This is a genomic window from Streptomyces sp. NRRL S-920 (genome assembly GCF_000717945.1).
GTDB classification, from domain to species: domain Bacteria; phylum Actinomycetota; class Actinomycetes; order Streptomycetales; family Streptomycetaceae; genus Streptomyces; species Streptomyces alboniger.
In genome coordinates this window covers 14,467-34,684 of sequence record NZ_JODF01000005.1, presented here as the reverse complement: position 1 = coordinate 34,684, position 20,218 = coordinate 14,467, and the positions used below count along the sequence as shown (strand labels likewise).

Here is a 20,218-nt window from a genome sequence, read left to right as displayed (position 1 = left end):
GGCCGACACAGGATGGTTTCGGGCATAAGGGGCTGGCCTGACCGACCCGCGCTCCCCTCACCCTCCCGGCCCAGCGCTTTCACCAGAGAAACGTCACTGCCGCCGCCAGAGCCTTGCAGAATCCAGAGGGGACTATAAAGTTGGAGACGTCTCTAGGTTTTGAGTTTTCTGCTCGGAGGAATGGGGTGGGCGCGTATGGAGGCCGTCGAAGGCGGGCTGCGCGAGCGGCACAAGGCGCGGCGGCGCGGCCGGATCCTTGAGGCGACGCGCGAACTGCTGCGGGAGGGCCCGGAAGCGGTGATCAGTACCGAGCGGATCGCCGCGCGGGCGGAGGTCTCCCCCGCCACCGTGTACAACCTGGTCGGACCGCGCGACAAGATCTGGGAGGCACTCGCCGCCGAGTTCATGGACGAACTGGAGCGCCGCCTGGGGGCGGAGGGAGCCGATGACCCGAGGGAGGTCGTCAGGTCGACCGTCCAGTTGTTCGTGGGCGATCCGGTCGTATCGCGTCGCATGGTGCGCGAGTGGGAGGACAGCGGCCTCGTACTCCACCGCAGTCCGCACACCCACCTCCGCGGGGCGCTGGCCCAGGCGCGGGCGCGGGGCCTGCTGCGCACCGACATCGCCACCGACGCGCTGGCCGCCGTGGTCAGCACCGCGTGCGTGGGCGCGCTGCACGAGTGGGTGGCCGCTCTGATCGACGACGACCGGTTCCTCGAACGCGCGCTGCTCGCGCTGGACGTCGCGCTCGCCGCGGCGGCCGCCGACCCCCACCGCGACCGGCTCCTCGCGCCGCTGCGGACCCGGGACGCGCGATGACGGCCGGCACGCCGCCACGGGCCCGCAGCTTCGCCGGACACGGCGGGATCACGCTCACGGCGGACGTGTGGGGCGAGGCGTCGGCGCCCCCGCTCGTGTTGCTGCACGGCGGCGGCCAGACACGGCACACCTGGGACCGGACCGGCCCCCGGCTGGCCGCGCTGGGCTGGCAGGTCATCGCCCCGGACCTGCGCGGCCACGGCACCAGCGCGTGGTCGGCCGACGGTGACTACGACCTCGGCCTGTTCGCCGACGACGTCCGCGCGCTCGTCGCCGGACTCGGCGCCCGACCGGTGATCATCGGCGCCTCGCTCGGCGGACTCAGTGCGCTGCTCGCCGCCGGAGAGGCCCCCGAAGCGGCGGTCCGCGCCCTGGTGCTCGTCGATGTCGCCCATCGGCCGGACCCCCGCGGAGTCGTGCGGATCGTCGAGTTCATGCGCCGGACGGACGGGTTCGCCAGCGTGGCGGAAGCGGCCGCGGCGGTCTCGGCCTACCTGCCGCACCGGCCGCCTCCCGAGTCCGGGGGGACGGGCATACGCGACAACCTGCGGCGCCGCGGCGACCGCTGGGTCTGGCACTGGGACCCCCGCCTGCTGGACAGCTTCGAGGGCCGGATGGACCCGCCCGGCATGGCGGAGCGCCTCCTCGACGCCGCACGCCGCGTCGGCGCGCCGATCCTGCTCGTCCGCGGCGGGATCAGCGACGTGGTGCGCGAGGACATCGCCGAGGAGTTCTGCGCCGGGGTCCCCCACGCGCGGCGCGTCGACGTGGCGGGCGCCGGGCACATGGTGGCCGGGGACCGGAACGACCACTTCATCGACGCGATCGGCCCCTTCCTCGAAGAGATCGCCGCCGCGCCGCGGTGAACGCGCGACCGACGGGGCCGCCCACCCCGGACGCGCGTGCTGGGCAATCCCCCGGACGACGTACCCAGACCCACAGGAGTGGTCGAACGCAGCATCACGGCGCGGCGCGCTCCACCACACCAAGGGCCGCCCGGTTATTCGAAATCCGGTTCTAGATTTAGCTCCCGTGCACCCGTGACGGCGACAGGAACGGCTCAGTTATCCGATCACCTGTCCGCATCGCACGCCGAGGAGCGCCCATGCACCGCTTGTGCCGCCCTGCCCTCATTCATCCTGCGTTCGAAAACGCCGCCCCTCGGGGAGGCGCCCTGTGAAGAGGTTCTTCGGGCCGGTACGCATGGCCGAGCCCAAGGTCTCCGACGCCGAACGGGAACTGTTCGGCGGCCCCTTGCGCTACGACATGGGCTGGTCCCAGCACGAGCACGCCACCTTGGACCTGACCATGCGCTCCGCGCTCCGCTCCATGCCCGCCCTGGTCGGAGCGACCCTGCGCATGGCCTGGAACGCCGACCGGCGAGCGCTCCTCGCCGTGGCGACGAGCGAGATCGGCCAGGGCATCGCCGCGGCCGTCGGACTGCTCGCCGTCAACGCCGTCATGCACGCCCTGCTCGGCGGCACCGGCAGCACCGTCGAGCGGCTGTACGCCCTGCTGCCCGGCCTGCTCGCCGCCGGGGCCGTCGGCGTCGTCAACTCGGCCCTGGCCGCGTGGTCCACCTCCCGGGCGGGACGTCTGGAGCCGCTCGTCGAGCGGATCGCGACCACCCAGTACCTGGCCGCCGCGGCCTCCGTCGAACTGGAGGCGATCGACGACCCCGACTTCCGACGGCTCATCGACATCGCCCAGTACGGCCCGGCCTCCGCCCGCCGCATGATCGGGGCCTGCGTCGCCGCGCTCAACGGCGTCATCTCGCTGATCACCACGGCCGGCGTGCTCACCGTCCTGCACCCCGCCCTGCTGCCCATGCTGATCCTGATCGCCGCCCCACGCGGCTGGGGCGCCATGCGTGTCGCACAGGAGCGCTACGTGTCACGGATGAGCTGGATCGAGCACGTACGCGCCGGCCGCCTCATCGGCAACCTCCTCACCGAGCGAAGCGCCGCACAGGAGGTACGCATCCACGCCGTCGGCACCTTCCTGCTCAGCCGCTACCGGCGGATGGCCGAGAGCGCCGAGGCCGAGCAGGAGCGACTGGCCACGAGCAAGGCCCTCACCGAGTGGGTCGCCGCCGCCCTGTCCGGGCTCGCGATGGCGGCGACCTACGGGACGATGTTCTGGCTGATCACGAGCGGGCACATGAGTCTGGCCGTCGCGGGCACCGCGGTGATCGCCGTACGGACCGGGTCGGCCAGTCTGGGCGCGCTGGTGATGAACGTGAACCAGCTGCACGAGGAGTCCCTGTACGTACGCGACCACGGGCGCTTCCTCGTCCAGGCCGCGCAGCGCACCATCCCCGAGGGCGGCGCCCCCGTCCCCGACCGCATCGAGCGGATCGTGCTGGACCACGTCACCTACCGCTACCCCGACCGTGACACCCCCGCGCTGACCGAGGTGACGCTCACCCTCCCCATGGGATCGGTCACCGCCGTCGTGGGCGAGAACGGCTCGGGCAAGAGCACCCTGATGAAGATCCTTTCGGGTCTGCTGCTGCCCCAGGACGGCACCCTGCTGTGGGGCGACGCGGACATCAACGACCTCGACCGCTCCCAGCTGTTCGAACGCGTCTGTCTGCTCACCCAGGACTTCCAGCGCTGGCCCGTGACCGCCGCGATGAACATCCGCCTCGGCCGCCCCGCCCGCGGCGCCTCACCGCAGGACCTGCAACCGTCGGTGGAGTACGCCGGGGCAGGCCCCGTCATCGCCAGACTCCCCGACGGGCTGCGGAGTCTGCTGGCCCGCATGTTCCGCGGAGCCATCGAACTGTCCGGCGGCGAGTGGCAGAAGGTGGGGCTCGCCCGCACCCACTGGCGCAGCTCCACCTCCCGGGCGGACAGCGTCCTCATCGTCGACGAACCCACCTCCGCCCTCGACCCCGAGGCGGAGATCGAGGCCTTCGACCGCATCCGCCGCCTCGCCGCCCCCCACCGGGCCGTGGTCCTCGTCACCCATCGCATGTCAGGCGTACGCCATGCCGACCGCATCTACGTGCTCCATCACGGACGCCTCGCCGAGCACGGCAGCCACGACGAACTCATGGCCGCCGGGGGCCGCTACGCCGCCATGTTCACCGCGCAGGCCGCCCAGTACGCCCCCAAGAAAGGCATTCCGAACCCCGCCTCTCCCACCGTCACGGATCCCGCATGAGGCGGGAGGACGAAAGGCGTATCGAGGCGGGGAATGATCGGGCGGTGTCAGACCCTTCGGAGCGTCAAGGGCGCTTCGGACTTGAAACCGTCCTTGGAGACTCCGCCCTTGATTTTGACGACATCCCCGTGGGAGTTGCAGGACGGGAGACCCGCGAAAGTCCCTTCCATGGTGTTCAGGGCGATCGCAGGGCTCTTGTTGACCTCGGCGACGAAGTAATTGCCGCCCGTGGACTGGACCTTGCCGGTCTTGCTGTTGACCGAGGTGGCGTGCACCGCGTTGCTTTCGAGGAACTCCACGGTGACGTGGTGGGTGGCCTTGTTCCCGGTGGGCTTGAAGCTTCCGGTGAAGGTGCCGCTGTAGTGCTCGAGTCGGCTTCCGCAGGTGGCGGAGGTGGAACTGGCGTGGGCCGGGACGGTGAGCAGGCTGGCTGCCGCCAGAACCGTCACGGACAGTGCGGCGACACGACGTACTACGGACATGAATTCCCCTTCTGCGAACACTGGGACTGCACACACTTCGAGTGGGGAAACCGTCTGGATCTCCCGGCGTGATAGTGGCTCACCCAGCGGGTTCGTCGTGGCGGACGCGCCGGACCGGTCCGCCCTGGGGGCGCCAATCGAGCGACTTCGCGCCGGGGCGAATAGGCGGTAGGAGAAAGAGCGTCGGTGTTCTGCTTCTCTGAATCGTCAGGCGGGCTCCCGCCACCCTCTCCGAACAGAAAGCAGGAACGCACATGCAGGCGCTCAAGAGCACGCAGGCTTTCGACCCGACACTGGACCTGGACATCGAGGTCCTGGAGCCCCTCGACGCCCACGTCGCACCGCTCGACGGGCCCGGCCAGCAGGCGTGGCAGCAGGGCTGGTCAGGGGTGGCGCACACCGGGCAGGCCGTCTACGCCGGCACTCAGGGAAACTGGGGCGACGCGGTCAGCCACGGGGCCCATGCGGTCTCAGACTTCGGCCAGGCCGCCTACAACACCTACCAGTGGTACAACGGCGGCCACTGAGACGCCCCCACCGGCAACTCCCTCCCTCCTCCGGCGCGCGCCGCCTCGCCCGGCGTTCACTCGCCCTCGCGCAACGTCGTTTCACGAGGCGGCCCGTGCCGGGCCCGACGGGCATCACTCGCCCTGCTCCCCACAGAGACCTGACCTGATGACTACCTCGGCTGTCTCGCCTGCCCCGCCTGCCCCGCCTGTGCAAACGCCACCCCGGCCCGCTCTTCGCCCCGGCGTCGAGTTCACCAATCACGGCGAGAGAACCGTGGTGAGCCTGCCGGAAGGGTCGTATCTCCGCATGGGCCGGGACGCGGCCGGGCTCCTGCGGGGCCTGGACGGCACGCGCTCCCGCGACGAGGTCGCCCGCGCCTGGTCGACACGGATCGGGGCGCGGAAAGCCGCTGAACTACTCCAGCACTTCACGCGCCTCGGCCTGCTCGAGACCGACGGCCCCGCAGCCGCCGAGAAGCGACTCACGCGGCCGAACCCGGTCACCATCCAGCTCACGCTCTACCGGCCGCACAGACTGACCCGCGCGCTGGCCGCGGTGGGCACCCTCGCCGGTGGCCGGATCACGCAGCTGCTGTACGCGCTGCTCCTGGTCGTCGGCGTCTGTCTGGCCGCCACCCATTTCCCGGACATGGCCCGGTCGCTGCTCGACCCCTCACCCGGCATGTGGTGGCACATCCTGCTCGCCATGATCGTGGTGAACGTCTGCCACGAGTTCGGCCACGCCACCGCGGTCGCCGCACTCGGCGGCCACCCGCGCCGCGTGGGCGTGGCCCTCCTGTACTACGTCTGCCCCGCGTTGTTCTGCGACGTCTCCTCCAGCTGGCGCCTGCCCCGCAGGGCCCGCGCCGTCGTCGCCCTGGCCGGCGTCATGGTCAACGCCGGTGTGGCCTCGCTCGCCGCTCTCCTCGCGGCCGCCGAGCTGGCCGGGCCATCCGAGTTCTGGTGGCGGCTGGTGCTGGCCAACCTCTTCACGGTCGCCATCAACCTGATTCCGTTCCTCAGACTCGACGGCTATCTGCTCCTGTTGGCCTTCGTCGACGAGCCCTTCGTGCGGCCGCGCGCCATGGCCGACGCCCGCTCGTGGCTGAGTCAGCACCTGTGGCGCCAGAGCCCGCGGCCTCGCCGGTTCACCCGCGGGTGGAGCATCCCGTACGGCCTGCTGGCCATGGTCTTCCCCGCCCTGCTCATCACCTTCATGCTGCTCGTCCTGGCGCCGCTGCTGTTCGGCTTCGGCTGGCCCGGCGCCGCGATCTGGACCCTCGCCACCCTGCTCGCCCTGGCCCGCCTCGCCGACGGAATCCTCCGCGTGGCCAGGCCCGGCGTTTCCGCGGTGCCGGATCACGCCCACAGACCGTGAAGGCGGTCGTGACATGATCGGTCATCCGAATAACGTCTAACCATCGGTCAAACAATTGATACCTATAGTTTCGCGGGGGCGAGCGATCCTGTGGGCCACGGCGTGTGTGGTGACCCTCGGATTCCTCATCGCGCTGGAGGTCGCCGCGCGACGCTACGGCGGCGTACCGGGGCCGATCACCAACCAGGCGCGAGAGGTCATGTTTCCCCCCAAGCCGGGGCCTCTGTACGGCGGCCTGGCGTTGATGATGGTGGTGCTCACCTGGCGGCAGCGGTTCATCGCGGCCGGTGCCGCGATCGGCGTCGACGTGGTCTTCGTATCGGTGCGGTGGGCGGTCGGCGCCGAGGTGCCCGAGGGACACTTCTTCGGCAACGGCGCGCTGTGGGCGATGCTGGGCTGTGCGGCTTTCGCGCTCACGCGTCGTACCGGCAAGGAACGCCTCCTGCTGCTGAAGGGCGTCGGTCTGGGGCTGCTCCTCGTGGCCGGCCGCAAGACCGGTGACACCTGGCTGCTCATCACGTCGAAGACCCGCCCCACCGTGCTCGACCCGTATGTGGCCACCGCCGATCACGCGCTGGGCGACCCGTCGTGGCTGGCAGGCCGCGTACTCAGGGCTTCCGGCCCGGTCAGCACGTACGTGCTCGACCTGGTCTACGCACAGCTCGCGGTGGCCGCGATCGTCGTCGCCCTGTACCAACTGCGCAACGTGGCGGCCGAGGGCCGTTTTCCCCGCCACCACCTGGTGCGCACCTTCCTGCTGATCGGCCTCGTCGGGCCCGGCATCTACATGGTCTTCCCGGTGGTCGGGCCGATCTTCGCCTACGGTCCCGGCACCTCCGGCACCGGCGGTGTGGAGTGGGCGGTGGCCGACCTGTGGCCGAACACACCGCCGCCGATCGGCCTCCCGCACCCGGTGCCGTACGACGGGATCACGCCCCGCAACTGCGTGCCCAGCCTGCACACGGCGTGGGCCACCGCGATCTTCATCCACTCCCGCAAGGGCCCGCGCCTGCTGCGGTTCGCGGGGGCGTTCTGGCTGGTCGCCACGCTCAGCGCGACCCTGGGCTTCGGCTACCACTACGGCGTGGATCTCATCGCCGGTGTGGTGTTCGCGCTCACCGTCGAGGCGGCGCTGCGCACGTTCGACCGCGGCTGGGACCGCTCGGGAATCCAGCTGGTCGCCTACGGCACGGCGGTCTTCACCGGGCTCCTGGTGTCGTACCGCTATCTGCCGCTGGACATGGCCGAGCACCCCGCGGTGTCCGGGCCGCTTCTCCTGCTGGCGATGGCCTCCGTGATCTACGGCTACCTACGGACCACCAGGCGGTGGGAGCCGAAGCCCGCACCGGCGCTCCGGCCGGAGCCCCAACCCGAACCGGTGTGAGCCGCGGCGCGTGAGATCACACAAGGCGGGGCACTAGCATCCGTGCGCGCTTGTGATGACCGAATGAGAAGGCGATTTCCCGCGATGGCCGATGACGCATACCTGTTCCTTCTTCCCGACCGGCGCCCGCGGCTGGGGGCGGCCCTGGCCGCACTCGGGGGCCTGGAGTGCACGGAGACGCCAGCTGTGCACGGCTGGCTGCAAGCCCACGACGTCTCCGCCTCCTCGGAGCAGGTCAGGATCCTGCCCGCCGAGGCGGAGGCGCTCATTCCCGAGGACGCCGAGCGCCTGCCCGTGCCGTTGAGCGAGGAGGAGGCGCTGCGGGTCCAGCAGGAGTGCGCGCCCCAGGCCGTCACGGACATGGAGAGCGAGCTGCTCGAATACCGGGACACGACGCAGGACTGGGAGGCGCTCGTGCACCGGGCCCTCACCGCGGGCATCCCCGCGCAGCGCATCGCCCAGCTGACGGGCATCGATCCGCGGGAGATCGGTCGCCTGACGACCTGACGACCCGCCGCCCGCGCCGGTCGCCGGGCGGGGGACTCACACGGTGAGGGGAACCGGGTGGACCTCGTCGGCCCGGTGTCCCGCGCGCTCGTGGATGCGCTGGACGGCGTCGGCCGAGGGCGCCTCGGAGAGGCAGTAGACCGTGCCGGACTCCGGGTCCGCCCAGGCCTTCTCGAAGTGGACGCCTTCCTCCTTCTCGATGGCGAGGTCGGCCTGGTGGGCCTCCTTCAACTGGTCGGCCGTGATGCCGTTCATCCCGTGGTGGACGTCCATGAACTTGGACATGGCGTCGCACCTCCTTCCGACAATGCGCGTACGCGCGTACGGGAGCTTCCGAAACTGCCAACTCCGCTCGCCAGCCCCGGCTCCACTGTTTCCAGCGTGCGCCTGTTCGACCCTGGGGGCGACCGGACGCCTCCGCGAGTACTCTGGATGGTGATCGCCATGCCTGAGCCGGCCGATGAGTCCGCCGATGAGTCCGAGGACCACCGTGTCGGCCCGCGTCCTGGTTCGGCCGCGTGTGATCGGTTCGCGCGGCCCCACGCATCTGGAACCACACGCACCAAGTACCACCACTCAGCTGGAGGTGGGCGTCATGACAACGTCCCCCAGGTCCCCGTCATCGATGGAGACGCACCCCGACATCATCGACATCCGCGCTCGACATGAGATCGCCGAGCGCGCGGCGAGCACACCGAAAGTGCAAGCCGTCGAGACGATGGCCTTCCTCACCGGCCTCTTCCTGGCCTGCTCGCCCTGGATCGTGGGCTTCAACGGCCTGACGAGGCTGACGGTCACCAACCTCGTCGTCGGCATCGCCTACGCCCTGCTGATGAGCGGCGGCTTCGGCCGAGCGTACGAGCGCACCCACAGCATGGCGTGGGCCGCTTGCGCGCTGGGGGCCTGGACGATCGTCGCCCCGTGGGTCGTGGCGGGTGACATGAGCACCACCAGGTCGGTGGTCTGCAACGTCATCACCGGCGCGGTGGCCCTGCTGCTGGGCCTGGCCGCCAGCGCGGCCGTCCGTGCGGAAGAGAGTTCGGCCGCCGGTCACGGCAAGGCGGCGGCCTACCGGGCGGGCCCCGGCTGAGCAGTCAGTGCGGGCGCGGTCGGCCGAGTGGTGCTCGGTCGACCGCGCTTTCCGTGCGGGAGCAGAGCCCTCAGCGGCTGACCACGTGCCTCTCGTTCGGCACACAGTGCGTCATGGTCAGGCCGCTGACGTCGCGCGGCGGGTTCTCCCCCAGGTTGGCGAGCCGCTTGCGGTCCTCCTCGGTCAGGTCCTGACCGGCCAGGGGCTGGAGGCCCGCGACGTCCTTCGGGCCGATGCCGATCCCCTCGCCGACCTTGAGGCCCAGCTCGTTCTCCACGAGCAGGAAGTGCCAGACCATCCGTTCCTGGACCACCCGGTCGCACTCGGAGAGCAGCGCGACGAAGTTGCGTACGAGGTCGTCGCGCTCCCACTGCTCCATCAGGCAGTACCGCTGGCCGGCCTGGAGGTAGTCGTTCGTCCGCGGGATGCGCTTGCGCGTGAGCCTGCCGTGGATCTCCGGGCCCTGCTCGTCGTGCACCTGCGACTGCGCCTCGCGCAGCCCGCCGGTGATGGACGGCTCGTAGTTGACGATGGGGTTCCCGCCGCCCCCGTCGACCTGATATGTCATCAGGCCGTCGCGCTGGTTGGTGCGCACCTGGGCGTTCTTGGCCTGATTGACGGGCAGCTGGAGGTAGTTGGGGCCGACGCGGTAGCGCTGGGTGTCGCTGTAGGAGAAGGTGCGGCCCACCAGCATCTTGTCGTCCGAGAAGTCGAGGCCGTCCACCAGCACACCGGTGCCGAACGAGATCTGCTCGTTCTCCGCGAAGTAGTTCTCCGGCATCCGGTCGAGCACCATCCGGCCGACGGCCTTCGGCGGGAAGTCCTGCTCGGGCCAGGTCTTCGTGTCGTCGAGCGGGTCGAAGTCCAGCTCCGGGTGGTCGTGGTCCTCCATTACCTGGACGAGCAGTTCCCACTCCGGGTGATCACCACGCGCGATCGCCTCGTACAGGTCCTTGGTGGCGTGCCCGAGGCCCTCGGCCTGGACGTTCGCCGCGTCCTCCTCGGTCATGCTGCGGACGCCCTGCTTGGGCATCCAGTGGTACTTGACCAGGAGGGACTCCCCCTGATCGTTGACCCACTTGTACGTGTTGACGCCGAAGCCCTGCATGTGGCGGTAGTCCGACGGGATGCCGCGCGGGCTGAAGAGGTTGACCAGCATGTGCATGGACTCGGGGGTCTGCGACATGAAGTCGAAGATCCGGCGCGGCTGCTGCTCGAAGGTCACGGGATCCGGCTTGAGCGCGTGGATGACGTCGGGGAACTTGATCGCGTCCCGGATGAAGAACACCCCCAGGTTGTTGCCGACCAGGTCCCAGTTGCCGTCCTCGGTGTAGAACTTCACCGCGAAGCCCCGGGGGTCCCGGGCCGCCTCGGAGGAGTCACGGCCGCCGATGACCGTCGAGAAGCGCACGGCGACGTCCGTACGCTTGCCGCGCTCCTGGAAGAGCTTGGCGCGGGTGAAGCGCCCGATGGGGTCGTCACCCAGGGCGCCGTACGCCTCGAAGTAACCGTACGCCGTCACCCCGCGCGCGTGGACGACCCGCTCCGGGATGCGCTCGCGGTCGAAGTGGCTGATCTTCTCCAGGAACTGGTAGTTCTCCAGCGTCGCCGGGCCACGGGCGCCGACGGTGCGCTGGTTCTGGTTGTCGTGGACCGGGTGGCCCTGCCGGTTGGTGAGCGTCTCGCGGCTCTCGCCCGAGGCGGGGCCCGTGCTCGATACGTCCGTCACGTTCGTCGACTCCTTGACCCGTGTGCGTTCCTTTAGCTCCGGTTTCTCACGCTAAGGGAGTTATGGGCTGAACGCCCTTCTGTCCGGGTACCCCTCGGCCATCTGCCCAAGGGACCCGAAGCCCGTACGCCGTACGCCGTACGGAGAGGTGGCGCGCCCGCCCCTGCGGTATAAGGGAAATCCAACATCGCGCGCATTTGTGCGCCACGGTGCCGCACGGACAACTGGCCCGTGTCGAACCCGGCGGTCCGGGTACCGGTGCTGCCTGGGCAGCGATCGTCGGAGACCGCCGACCTGCACGACGACAGTGCAGCAGCCGGCGTCCGGAAACGGAGCAGCAGGTGACGCCGAACGCAGAAGAAACCACTCCCGACGGGTACGGAAGGAAGCCGGTCACCGAGCTGCGCACCGCCGCGGGGCCGACCGGTGGGTCCCCGCAGCACGAGCTGTGCGCGGAAGAGCTTCCGCCCGACCTGAACCAGGCCATCCTGGAGGCGACCAAGCAGGTCGCCGCCATCCTCAAGAGGCACGAGCACGATTTCGCCCTCGCCGGCAGCGTCGCCGTGTACGCGCACGGCGGGACCGGCAACCTCCAGCACGACGCCGACTTCTGCATCAGGCCCGAGGACGCCGAAGCGGTCGCGGCCACGCTGGAACAGGCCGGTCTGACGGTGTACGCGCCGCCCGAGGACTGGCTCCTGAAGGCGAAGTGCCTGGGCCAGGACATCGACCTCATCTTCGAACTGGCTCACCAGCCGGTCACCCCGGAACTGCTGGGGCGGGCCGTGGAACTGCCGGTGGATTCGGTGCGCATGCCGGTCCTCGCACCGACCGATCTGATGCGGGCCCTGCTCGCGGCTTTCTCCGAGCACCACTGCGACTTCGGAGCCGTACTGCCGATCGCGCGACAGCTGCGGGAAATGGTCGACTGGGAGGCCGTCCGCGCCGAGTGCGGGGACGCGCCGATGCCGGCCGCTTTCCTCTATCTGCTGGAACGCCTTGAAGTCATCGCACCGCGAGGAGGAGACCGGTGAACGACCCAGCCAATGTCGAATACCGAATCGCCCATTTGAAAGAGCGGCTCGCCGCGGAGGAGCTGGGCGAACTGGGCATCCGCGTGGAGAGCCGCGGGTCGTCCGTGGCGGTCGTCGGGACCGTCCCCACATCGCACTGCCGCGAGGAGTTGCTGCGTACCGTGCACGAGGCGCTGGCCGGGCAGACGGTGCACTTCGATGTAGTGGTCGCCGGCTCGGCGGCCCCGGACCACCCGGAGGAAGTCGTATGATCCGCGTCGCTGCCGTGGGGGACATTCACATGGGGGCCGACAGCCAGGGGCTGCTCAGGCCCGCCTTCGAAACACTTCCTGACTGCGCCGACCTGCTGCTTCTCGCCGGGGACCTCACCCGCCACGGCACCCCGGACGAGGCGCGGGTGGTCGCCCGCGAGGTGGCGGACCTGCCGGTTCCGGTCATCGCCGTGCTCGGCAACCACGACCATCACGACGAGCGGCCCGAGGAGGTCACCGCCGTGCTGCGCGATGCGGGCGTCCAGGTGCTCGAAGGGCAGGGCACGGTCGTCGAGGTCGACGGGGCACGCGTGGGCGTCGCGGGGACCAAGGGGTTCGGCGGCGGGTTCGTGGGCCGCAGTGGGAGCGAGTTCGGGGAACCCCTGATGAAGGAATTCATCCGGTACACCCGGCGCTGCGCGGAGGGCCTGCGGGCCTCGCTGCACGAGCTGGCCGAGCAGGGGTGCGACACCCGGGTGGCGCTGACGCACTTCGCGCCGGTGCCGGACACGCTCGCGGGGGAGCCTCTGGAGATCTATCCGTTCCTCGGCAGTTATCTGCTGGCCGAGGCGGTCGACGCGGCGGGCGCGGACCTGGCGGTGCACGGCCACGCGCACGCCGGTACCGAGCACGGCATGACCAGCGGCGGCGTACCCGTCCGCAACGTCGCCCAGCCCGTCATCCGCAAGGCGTTCAACGTCTACCACCTGCGAGGGCACGGGCACGACGAAGCCGTGACGGCCGCCGCCTCCGCCGACCGTCACGCCTGAACGGCGACGGCCGCGCCTGAACGGCGAGGTCAGCTGCCGAGGCCGCCGCTGCCGAAGCTGCCGCCGTCGCCCTTCCTGTGGTCGGCCGGGTCCTGCGAGGGGCTGCGGTGCGTGCTCGACTGGCCGTACCCCTCCTTCAGCTCGTGCGGGGTGAGCCGGTGGCCGTCCCTCGGCACCTCGTCCGGGTCCCGGTACTCGCGGATCTCCCTGACCGGGCCGCCTTCGGGCATCTTCGTCTGCTCGTCCGGACGCGGCGGTCTGGGCTCGCGCGCGCGAACCCGCTGCCCCCAGAAAAAGGCGCCGAGAAGAACCGCGACCACCACGACACCGGCGATCCACATCAGGAGGGCGGCGGTGTGCGAAATAGCAAGTTCCCACTCCATGGATTCCATATGAGTGTTGTACCCGCCCCACCCGAAAAATAGCTGGGGATTACTCCTGCCGATTCAGGCATTCACCCACGGAAAATCACCGCTGAATTCACCTGACTGCCGCTGCCCCCGGCAGGCGGAGGGCCGCTATACACTCCATGTATACACGGAGGGTATAGTGCTTCCATGCCCACTCCTCACATGCCTGCCGCTGCCTTCAAGACGAGACGGACCTCGAAGAGGTTGCCTCGCACCGCTCCCGTTCTCGCGGCGGGGGCGGCCCTCGCCCTCGCCCTGACCGGGTGTGCCTCGCTCGACACCACCTCGCCCAGCACCGTCCGCAAGGCGGGCGCGGAAGCCAAGGCCGCGGACCGGGGGAAGTTCGGCACCGTCGACTGCCGCAAGGCCAAGTGCGTGGCGCTGACCTTCGACGCGGGGCCCAGCGAGAACACACCCCGCCTGCTCAAGATCCTCAAGGACGAGAAGGTCCCCGCCACCTTCTTCACGCTGGGCAAGAACCACATAGAGAAGTACCCCGAGCTGGTGAAGCGGATGGACCGCGAGGGCCACGAGGTCGCCAGTCACACCTGGTCGCACAAGATCCTCACGAAGATCGAGCCCGCCGAGGCACGCCGGGAGCTGGAGCGCCCGAACGAGGCGATAGAGAAGCTCATCGGCAAGAAGCCGACGCTGATGCGCCCGCCGCAGGGCCGCACCGACGACGACGTCAACAAGCTCTCCAAGGAGCTGGGCCTCTCGGAGGTCCTGTGGACCGTCACGGCCAAGGACTACACGACCAATGACTCCAAGCTGATCGAGAAGCGGGTCGTCGACCAGACCAAGCGGGACGGCATCATCCTGCTGCACGACATCTACAAGGGCACCGTGCCCGCCGTACCGGGCGTCATCTCCGAGCTGAAGAAGCGGGGCTACGTCTTCGTGACCGTCTCCCAGCTGCTCGCGCCGGGCAAGGCCGAGCCGGGCAAGGTCTACCGCTGATCACGCGCCGCACGCACCGGCGGGAACTAGGCTCGGCGACGTGGTTCTCTTCCGGTTCGCCAGGGAAACGTCCTTGCCCGCCGCCGAGGCGTGGCGTCGCCTGACCACGTGGGAACGGCACGGCGATGCCGTACCGCTCACCCGCGTCACGGTCCGCACTCCCCCGCCCACGCGCGTGGGCACGGTCTTCGTCGCCCGCAGCGCGCTCGGCCCCGTCGGCTTCGACGACCCGATGGAGGTCGTCGGCTGGCACCCGCCGGAGGCCGCCTCGCCGGGCCGGTGCCGACTGGAGAAGCGCGGGTCGTTCGTGACGGGCTGGGCGGAGTTCGAGGTGCGTCCCTCGTCCGTCGGCACTTCCACGGTGCTCTGGCAGGAGGAGCTGACCGTGCGCCTGCTGCCGCGGCTGTTCGACCGCGTGCTGGCCTTCGCGGCCCGGCGGATGTTCGGCCGGGTGGTGGACCGGCTCACCGCGACCGCGCCGCCGGGTACGTAGGCCTTGTGCGCCGCTCGGCTCAGGCGACCGAGCCGATGCGCCCCGCGGGCCCGCGGGTTCCGTCGTGGTGGATGGGCGTGTGCGCCCCGGTGAGCGAGACCCCGCTGCCGCCCCGCCGGCTGGCGACGATCTCCGAGGCGATGGACAGGGCGGTCTCCTCGGGCGTACGAGCGCCGAGGTCGAGGCCGATGGGTGAGCGCAGCCGCGCCAGTTCCAGCTCGGTGACCCCGACCTCGCGGAGACGGACGTTGCGGTCCTCGTGGGTGCGGCGCGAACCCATCGCACCGACGTAGGCGACGGGCAGCCGCAGCGCGAGGCGCAGCAGCGGTACGTCGAACTTGGCGTCGTGGGTCAGCACGCACAGCACGGTGCGGCCGTCGACCTCGGTGTTCTCCAGGTATGTGTGGGGCCACTCGACGACGATCTCGTCGGCGTCGGGGAAGCGGGTCGGCGTCGCGAAGACGGGCCGCGCGTCGCACACGGTCACGTGGTAGCCGAGGAACTTGCCGATCCGCACCAGCGCGGAGGCGAAGTCGATGGCGCCGAACACGATCATGCGGGGCGGCGGCACGCTGGACTCCACCAGGACGACCAGCGGCGATCCGCACCGCGACCCGTCCTCGCCGATCTCCACGGTCGCGGTGCGCCCGGCGTCGAGAAGGGCGCGGGCCTCCCCCGCCACCGTGCGGTCCAGCTCCGGGTGTCCGCCGAGGCCACCCTCGTACGCACCCGAGGGATGGACGAGAAGGGCGCGGCCCATGAGGTCGGCGGGTCCGGAGGTGATGCGGGCGACCGCCGCCGCCCGCCCCGAGGAGGCGGCGGCGAGGGCGGCGGCGAGCACCGGGCGGGACGCGGAGTCCGCGCGGACCGGGGTGACCAGGATGTCGATGATGCCGCCGCAGGTCAGGCCCACGGCGAAGGCGTCCTCGTCGCTGTAGCCGAAGCGTTCGAGTACGGGTTCGCCGTCCTCCAGCGCCTGTTGGCACAACTCGTAGACGGCGCCCTCCACGCACCCGCCGGAGACCGAGCCGATGGCGGTGCCGTCGGCGTCGACCGCGAGGGCGGCGCCGGGTTGCCGGGGCGCGCTCCCGCCGACCGCCACCACGGTGGCGACGGCGAAGTCACGTCCCTGCTCGACCCACCGGTTCAGCTCTTCGGCGATGTCCAGCATGTGCGGCCTCCTCAGGCTCTGCGGATGTGCGGAGGGCCCGGCGTCAGTGGACGCCCAGCCATCCTTCGATGGGGTTGAGGGCGAAGTAGACGATGAAGATCACCGTCAGGCCCCACATGAAGGCGCCGATCTCGCGGGCCTTCCCCTGGGCGATCTTGATGGCGACCCAGGAGACGACGCCCGCCGCGACACCGGTGGTGATGGTGTACGTGAAGGGCATGAGTACGACGGTCAGGAAGACCGGGATGGCGGTGGCGCGGTCGGCCCAGTCGACGTGCCGGGCGTTCATCATCATCATCGCTCCGATGACGACGAGCGCGGCGGACGCGACCTCCTGCGGCACGATCGCGGTGAGCGGTGTGAAGAAGAGGCAGGCCGCGAAGAACAGGCCGGTGACGACCGAGGCGAGGCCGGTGCGGGCGCCTTCGCCGACGCCGGTCGCGGACTCCACGAAGACGGTCTGGCCGGAGCCGCCCGCCACACCGCCGATGGCGCCGCCGGCGCCGTCGATGAACAGCGCCTTGGACAGGCCGGGCATGCGGCCCTTCTCGTCGGCGAGGTTGGCCTCGGTGCCGACGCCGATGATGGTGGCCATCGCGTCGAAGAACCCGGCGAGCACGAGCGTGAAGACGATCATGCCGACGGTCATCGCGCCGACCTCGCCCCAGCCGCCGAACTCGACCTCGCCGAAGAGCGAGAAGTCCGGCGAGGAGATCGCGCTGCCGTGCAGCTCGGGGGCGCCGTTGGCCCACTGCTTCGGGTCGATCACGTCGAAGGCGTTGAGGATGACGGCCACGAACGTGCCGGTGACGATGCCGATCAGGATCGCGCCGGGGATGTTGCGCGCCTGGAGCATGAAGATGAGGAGCAGGGTGCCCGCGAAGAGCAGGACGGGCCAGCCCGAGAGTTCACCGGCGGGGCCGAGCGAGAGCGGAGTGGCTTTGCCCGGGTGAACGAAGCCGCCCTTGACCAGGCCGATGATGGCGATGAACAGGCCGATGCCCATGGTGATGCCGTGCTTGAGGGCGAGCGGGATCGCGTTCATGATCATCTCGCGGAGCCCGGTGACCACGAGGAGCATGATCACCACGCCGTACATCACGCACATGCCCATGGCCTGCGGCCAGGTCATCTCGGGTGCGACCTGCGAGGAGATCACGCCGGACACGGAGAGTCCGGCGGCCAGGGCCAGCGGCACCTTGCCGACGAAGCCCATCAGGAGGGTGGTGAGGGCCGCGGCGAACGCGGTCGCGGTGATCACGGCCTTCGTCGCCATGGTGTCCCCGGCCGCGTCCTTGCCGGACAGGATCACGGGGTTGAGCAGGAGGATGTACGCCATCGCCATGAAGGTGGTGACGCCGCCGCGCACCTCGCGCGCGACCGAGGATCCTCTCCGGGATATGTGGAAGTACCGATCGAGCCAAGACCGGCCGGCCGGGACGCGGGAGCCGGAGCCCGCGTCCTCTGCGGTGGTCTTGGGCTCCACTGAAGACTGGGTCATGGTGCCTACTCCCAAGGTTCACAGGGGCACCCGCGGAGTTGCGGGATTTGGGATGGTGCGTTGGCTGCACGACCCGGGGGACGGCCCGAGACGAACGACATGGCGTTGAGGAGGGGGCCCGGGGGCGAGAGCCCCCGGGCGCTGCGTGCTCCGCCTCCACCCGGCCAGGGGTTACGTGCCGGTGAGGTGCTCGGGCCGTACCGGAGTTTTGTTCAGCTCCAGACCCGTCGCGTTCCGGATGGCCGCGAGGACCGCCGGGGTGGACGACAGGGTCGGGGCCTCGCCGATGCCACGGAGCCCGTAGGGGGCGTGCTCGTCGGCGAGTTCGAGCACGTCGACGGGGATGGTCGGCGTGTCGAGGATGGTGGGGATCAGGTAGTCCGTGAAGGAGGGGTTCTTCACCTTCGCGGTCTTCGGGTCGACGATGATTTCCTCCATGACCGCCACGCCCAGGCCCTGGGTGGTGCCACCCTGGATCTGGCCGAGGACGGACAGCGGGTTCAGCGCCTTGCCGACGTCCTGGGCGCAGGCCAGCTCGATGACCTTGACCAGGCCCAGCTCGGTGTCGACCTCGACGACCGCGCGGTGCGCGGCGAAGGAGTACTGGACGTGGCCGTTGCCCTGCCCGGTCTTCAGGTCGAAGGGCTCGGTGGGGCGGTGCCGCCACTCGGCCTCGACCTCGACGCTCTCGTCCTCCAGGACGTCGACCAGGTCGCCGAGGACCTCGCCGCCGTCGGTGACGACCTTGCCGCCTTCGAGCAGCAGCTCGGCGGTGGCCCACGCGGGGTGGTACGAGCCGAACTTGCGGCGGCCGATCTCCAGGACCTTCTCGCGCACCAGCTCGCAGGAGTTCTTGACGGCACCGCCGGTGACGTACGTCTGACGCGACGCGGATGACGAACCGGCGCTGCCCACCTGGGTGTCGGCCGGGTGGATCGTCACCTGCGTGACGCCCAGCTCGGTCCGCGCGATCTGCGCGTGGACGGTGACACCGCCCTGGCCGACCTCCGCCATCGCGGTGTGCACGGTCGCGACGGGCTCGCCGTTGATGACCTCCATGCGCACCTTGGCGGTGGAGTAGTCGTCGAAGCCCTCGGAGAAGCCGACGTTCTTTATGCCGACCGCGTAGCCCACACCGCGTACGACGCCTTCGCCGTGGGTGGTGTTGGACAGGCCGCCCGGCAGCTGGCGTACGTCGGCGCCCTCGCTGGACTCCCACTGGCGCTCGGGCGGCAGCGGGCGGGCCTTCACGCGGCGCAGGATCTCGGCGACCGGCGCGGGCGAGTCGACCACCTGCCCGGTCGGCAGCAGCGTGCCCTGCTCCATGGCGTTCAGCTGGCGCAGCTCGACCGGGTCCATGCCCAGCTTGGCCGCGAGCTTGTCCATCTGGGCCTCGTAGGCGAAGCAGGCCTGGACGGCGCCGAAGCCGCGCATCGCGCCGCACGGCGGGTTGTTGGTGTAGAGGGCGATCGCCTCGATCTCGACGTCGTCGATCACATACGGGCCGACCGACAGGGACGAGGCGTTGCCGACGACCGCCGGGGAGGCCGACGCGTAGGCGCCGCCGTCCAGGACGATCTTGCACTTCATGTGCGTGAGCTTGCCGTCCTTGGTGGCGCCGTGCTCGTAGTAGAGCTTCGCCGGGTGGCGGTGCACATGGCCGAAGAAGGACTCGAAGCGGTTGTAGACGATCTTGACCGGCTTGCCGGTGCGCAGCGCCAGGAGGCAGGCGTGGATCTGCATCGAGATGTCCTCGCGGCCGCCGAAGGCACCGCCGACGCCGGAGAGCGTCATGCGCACCTTCTCCTCGGGCAGGCCGAGGACGGGGGCGATCTGTTCGAGGTCGGAGTGCAGCCACTGGGTGGCGACGTAGAGGTCGACGCCGCCGTCCTCCGCGGGCACGGCGAGACCGGACTCCGGGCCGAGGAAGGCCTGGTCCTGCATGCCGAAGGTGTACTCGCCCTTGACGATGACGTCGGCCTTCTTGGCGGCCTCGGCCGCGTTGCCGCGGATGATCGGCTGGCGGTGCACGATGTTCGGGTGCGGGACGTGCTTCATGTGGCTGTCGGTGCGGCCCTCGTGCACGAGTACCGCGTCGGGAGCGGTCGCCGAGGCCTCATCGGTGATGAGGGGCAGCTCCTTGTACTCGATCACGATCTTCGCGGCGGCGCGGCGGGCGGTCTCCGGGTGGTCGGCGGCCACGAGGGCGACCGGCTCACCGTGGTGGCGGACCTTGCCGTGGGCGAGGACCGGCGTGTCCTGGATCTCCAGGCCGTAGTTCTTCATCTCGGCCGGCAGGTCGTCGTACGTCATGACGGCGTAGACGCCCGCCATCGCGAGGGCCGCGGAGGTGTCGATCGAGACGATCTCGGCGTGCGCGACGGTGGAGCGCAGGGTCTGGCCCCACAGCATGTCCTCGTGCCACATGTCCGAGGAGTACGCGAACTCGCCGGTGACCTTCAGGGTGCCGTCGGGGCGCAGCGTCGACTCGCCGATGCCGCCCTTGGTCTGCGAACCCTGGGTGAGCTTGGTGGGTACGCCGGTCGTACGGGTGGAACCCAT

General features: G+C 70.2%; 20 protein-coding genes. 13 read left to right on the top strand and 7 right to left on the bottom strand.

Annotated features, from left to right (window positions below):
• Positions 1-195: 195 nt before the first annotated feature.
• From IG54_RS0105615 to IG54_RS0105605, 3 genes are all read left to right on the top strand, one after another.
• Entirely contained in the window at positions 196-819 is a 624-nt protein-coding gene (locus tag IG54_RS0105615) for a TetR/AcrR family transcriptional regulator (protein WP_030778056.1), read from the top strand.
• Entirely contained in the window at positions 816-1,685 is an 870-nt protein-coding gene (locus tag IG54_RS0105610) for an alpha/beta fold hydrolase (protein WP_037896478.1), read from the top strand. The genes IG54_RS0105615 and IG54_RS0105610 overlap by 4 nt, the downstream gene beginning before the upstream one ends.
• Before the next feature lie 337 nt (positions 1,686-2,022).
• Positions 2,023-3,987: an ABC transporter ATP-binding protein gene (locus IG54_RS0105605; protein WP_037896522.1), complete on the top strand. Its 1,965-nt coding sequence runs from the start codon at positions 2,023-2,025 to the stop codon at positions 3,985-3,987.
• Positions 3,988-4,034: 47 nt separating this feature from the next.
• On the opposite strand, the gene IG54_RS0105600 is transcribed toward IG54_RS0105605, so the two are convergent.
• Entirely contained in the window at positions 4,035-4,469 is a 435-nt protein-coding gene (locus tag IG54_RS0105600) for a hypothetical protein (RefSeq protein ID WP_030778049.1), read from the bottom strand.
• A gap of 254 nt (positions 4,470-4,723) precedes the next feature.
• Here IG54_RS0105600 and IG54_RS0105595 point away from each other — a divergent pair, with 254 nt between their 5' ends.
• From IG54_RS0105595 to IG54_RS0105580, 4 genes are all read left to right on the top strand, one after another.
• A complete protein-coding gene (locus IG54_RS0105595; RefSeq protein ID WP_030778047.1) occupies positions 4,724-4,996 on the top strand; it encodes a hypothetical protein in 273 nt (90 codons plus the stop codon).
• Between the two features lie 259 nt (positions 4,997-5,255).
• The gene (locus tag IG54_RS0105590; protein WP_158708828.1) at positions 5,256-6,356 is read left to right on the top strand and encodes a hypothetical protein; all 1,101 of its coding nucleotides are present in this window, start codon (positions 5,256-5,258) and stop codon (positions 6,354-6,356) included.
• Between the two features lie 85 nt (positions 6,357-6,441).
• Complete coding sequence (locus IG54_RS0105585) at positions 6,442-7,740, top strand: phosphatase PAP2 family protein (RefSeq protein WP_030778042.1); 1,299 nt, start codon at positions 6,442-6,444, stop codon at positions 7,738-7,740.
• An 84-nt stretch (positions 7,741-7,824) separates the two neighbouring features.
• Complete coding sequence (locus IG54_RS0105580) at positions 7,825-8,247, top strand: DUF6003 family protein (RefSeq protein ID WP_030778040.1); 423 nt, start codon at positions 7,825-7,827, stop codon at positions 8,245-8,247.
• 36 nt (positions 8,248-8,283) lie between these two features.
• Here the strand turns inward: IG54_RS0105580 and IG54_RS0105575 are convergent, their stop codons facing one another.
• The gene (locus IG54_RS0105575) at positions 8,284-8,532 is read right to left on the bottom strand and encodes an SCO4226 family nickel-binding protein (RefSeq protein WP_030778038.1); all 249 of its coding nucleotides are present in this window, start codon (positions 8,530-8,532) and stop codon (positions 8,284-8,286) included.
• Positions 8,533-8,842: 310 nt separating this feature from the next.
• On the opposite strand from IG54_RS0105575, the gene IG54_RS0105570 reads away from it, so the two are divergent.
• The gene (locus IG54_RS0105570; RefSeq protein WP_030778035.1) at positions 8,843-9,337 is read left to right on the top strand and encodes an SPW repeat protein; all 495 of its coding nucleotides are present in this window, start codon (positions 8,843-8,845) and stop codon (positions 9,335-9,337) included.
• 70 nt (positions 9,338-9,407) lie between these two features.
• Here the strand turns inward: IG54_RS0105570 and IG54_RS0105565 are convergent, their stop codons facing one another.
• Positions 9,408-11,066, bottom strand: coding sequence for a catalase (locus tag IG54_RS0105565; RefSeq protein ID WP_030778033.1), 1,659 nt, complete (start codon positions 11,064-11,066; stop codon positions 9,408-9,410).
• 341 nt (positions 11,067-11,407) lie between these two features.
• Here IG54_RS0105565 and IG54_RS0105560 point away from each other — a divergent pair, with 341 nt between their 5' ends.
• Genes IG54_RS0105560 through IG54_RS0105550 form a run of 3 tightly spaced genes read left to right on the top strand, consistent with a single transcriptional unit; the run spans position 11,408 to position 13,121 of the window.
• Positions 11,408-12,100, top strand: coding sequence for a nucleotidyltransferase family protein (locus tag IG54_RS0105560; protein WP_037896472.1), 693 nt, complete (start codon positions 11,408-11,410; stop codon positions 12,098-12,100).
• On the top strand, positions 12,097-12,351 hold the full coding sequence (locus IG54_RS0105555; protein WP_030778028.1) for a hypothetical protein: 255 nt from the start codon (positions 12,097-12,099) through the stop codon (positions 12,349-12,351). The genes IG54_RS0105560 and IG54_RS0105555 overlap by 4 nt, the downstream gene beginning before the upstream one ends.
• The gene (locus IG54_RS0105550) at positions 12,348-13,121 is read left to right on the top strand and encodes a metallophosphoesterase family protein (protein WP_051819294.1); all 774 of its coding nucleotides are present in this window, start codon (positions 12,348-12,350) and stop codon (positions 13,119-13,121) included. The genes IG54_RS0105555 and IG54_RS0105550 overlap by 4 nt, the downstream gene beginning before the upstream one ends.
• A 29-nt stretch (positions 13,122-13,150) precedes the next feature.
• Here IG54_RS0105550 and IG54_RS0105545 read toward each other — a convergent pair whose 3' ends face one another.
• Positions 13,151-13,513 (bottom strand): DUF6479 family protein, encoded by a 363-nt coding sequence (locus tag IG54_RS0105545; RefSeq protein ID WP_030778024.1) that lies wholly within the window; start codon positions 13,511-13,513, stop codon positions 13,151-13,153.
• A gap of 180 nt (positions 13,514-13,693) precedes the next feature.
• Here IG54_RS0105545 and IG54_RS0105540 point away from each other — a divergent pair, with 180 nt between their 5' ends.
• Positions 13,694-14,491: a polysaccharide deacetylase family protein gene (locus tag IG54_RS0105540; protein ID WP_051819293.1), complete on the top strand. Its 798-nt coding sequence runs from the start codon at positions 13,694-13,696 to the stop codon at positions 14,489-14,491.
• Between the two features lie 40 nt (positions 14,492-14,531).
• The gene (locus IG54_RS0105535) at positions 14,532-14,984 is read left to right on the top strand and encodes a hypothetical protein (RefSeq protein ID WP_030778021.1); all 453 of its coding nucleotides are present in this window, start codon (positions 14,532-14,534) and stop codon (positions 14,982-14,984) included.
• A gap of 19 nt (positions 14,985-15,003) precedes the next feature.
• Here the strand turns inward: IG54_RS0105535 and IG54_RS0105530 are convergent, their stop codons facing one another.
• The 3 genes from IG54_RS0105530 to pucD all read right to left on the bottom strand — a co-directional run bounded on the left by IG54_RS0105530 (position 15,004) and on the right by pucD (position 20,218).
• On the bottom strand, positions 15,004-16,155 hold the full coding sequence (locus tag IG54_RS0105530) for an XdhC family protein (protein WP_030778019.1): 1,152 nt from the start codon (positions 16,153-16,155) through the stop codon (positions 15,004-15,006).
• Positions 16,156-16,198: 43 nt separating this feature from the next.
• Positions 16,199-17,656, bottom strand: coding sequence for an NCS2 family permease (locus tag IG54_RS0105525; RefSeq protein ID WP_030778017.1), 1,458 nt, complete (start codon positions 17,654-17,656; stop codon positions 16,199-16,201).
• A 171-nt stretch (positions 17,657-17,827) separates the two neighbouring features.
• Positions 17,828-20,218, bottom strand: a complete 2,391-nt coding sequence (gene pucD / locus IG54_RS0105520; protein ID WP_030778014.1) for a xanthine dehydrogenase subunit D — start codon at positions 20,216-20,218, stop codon at positions 17,828-17,830.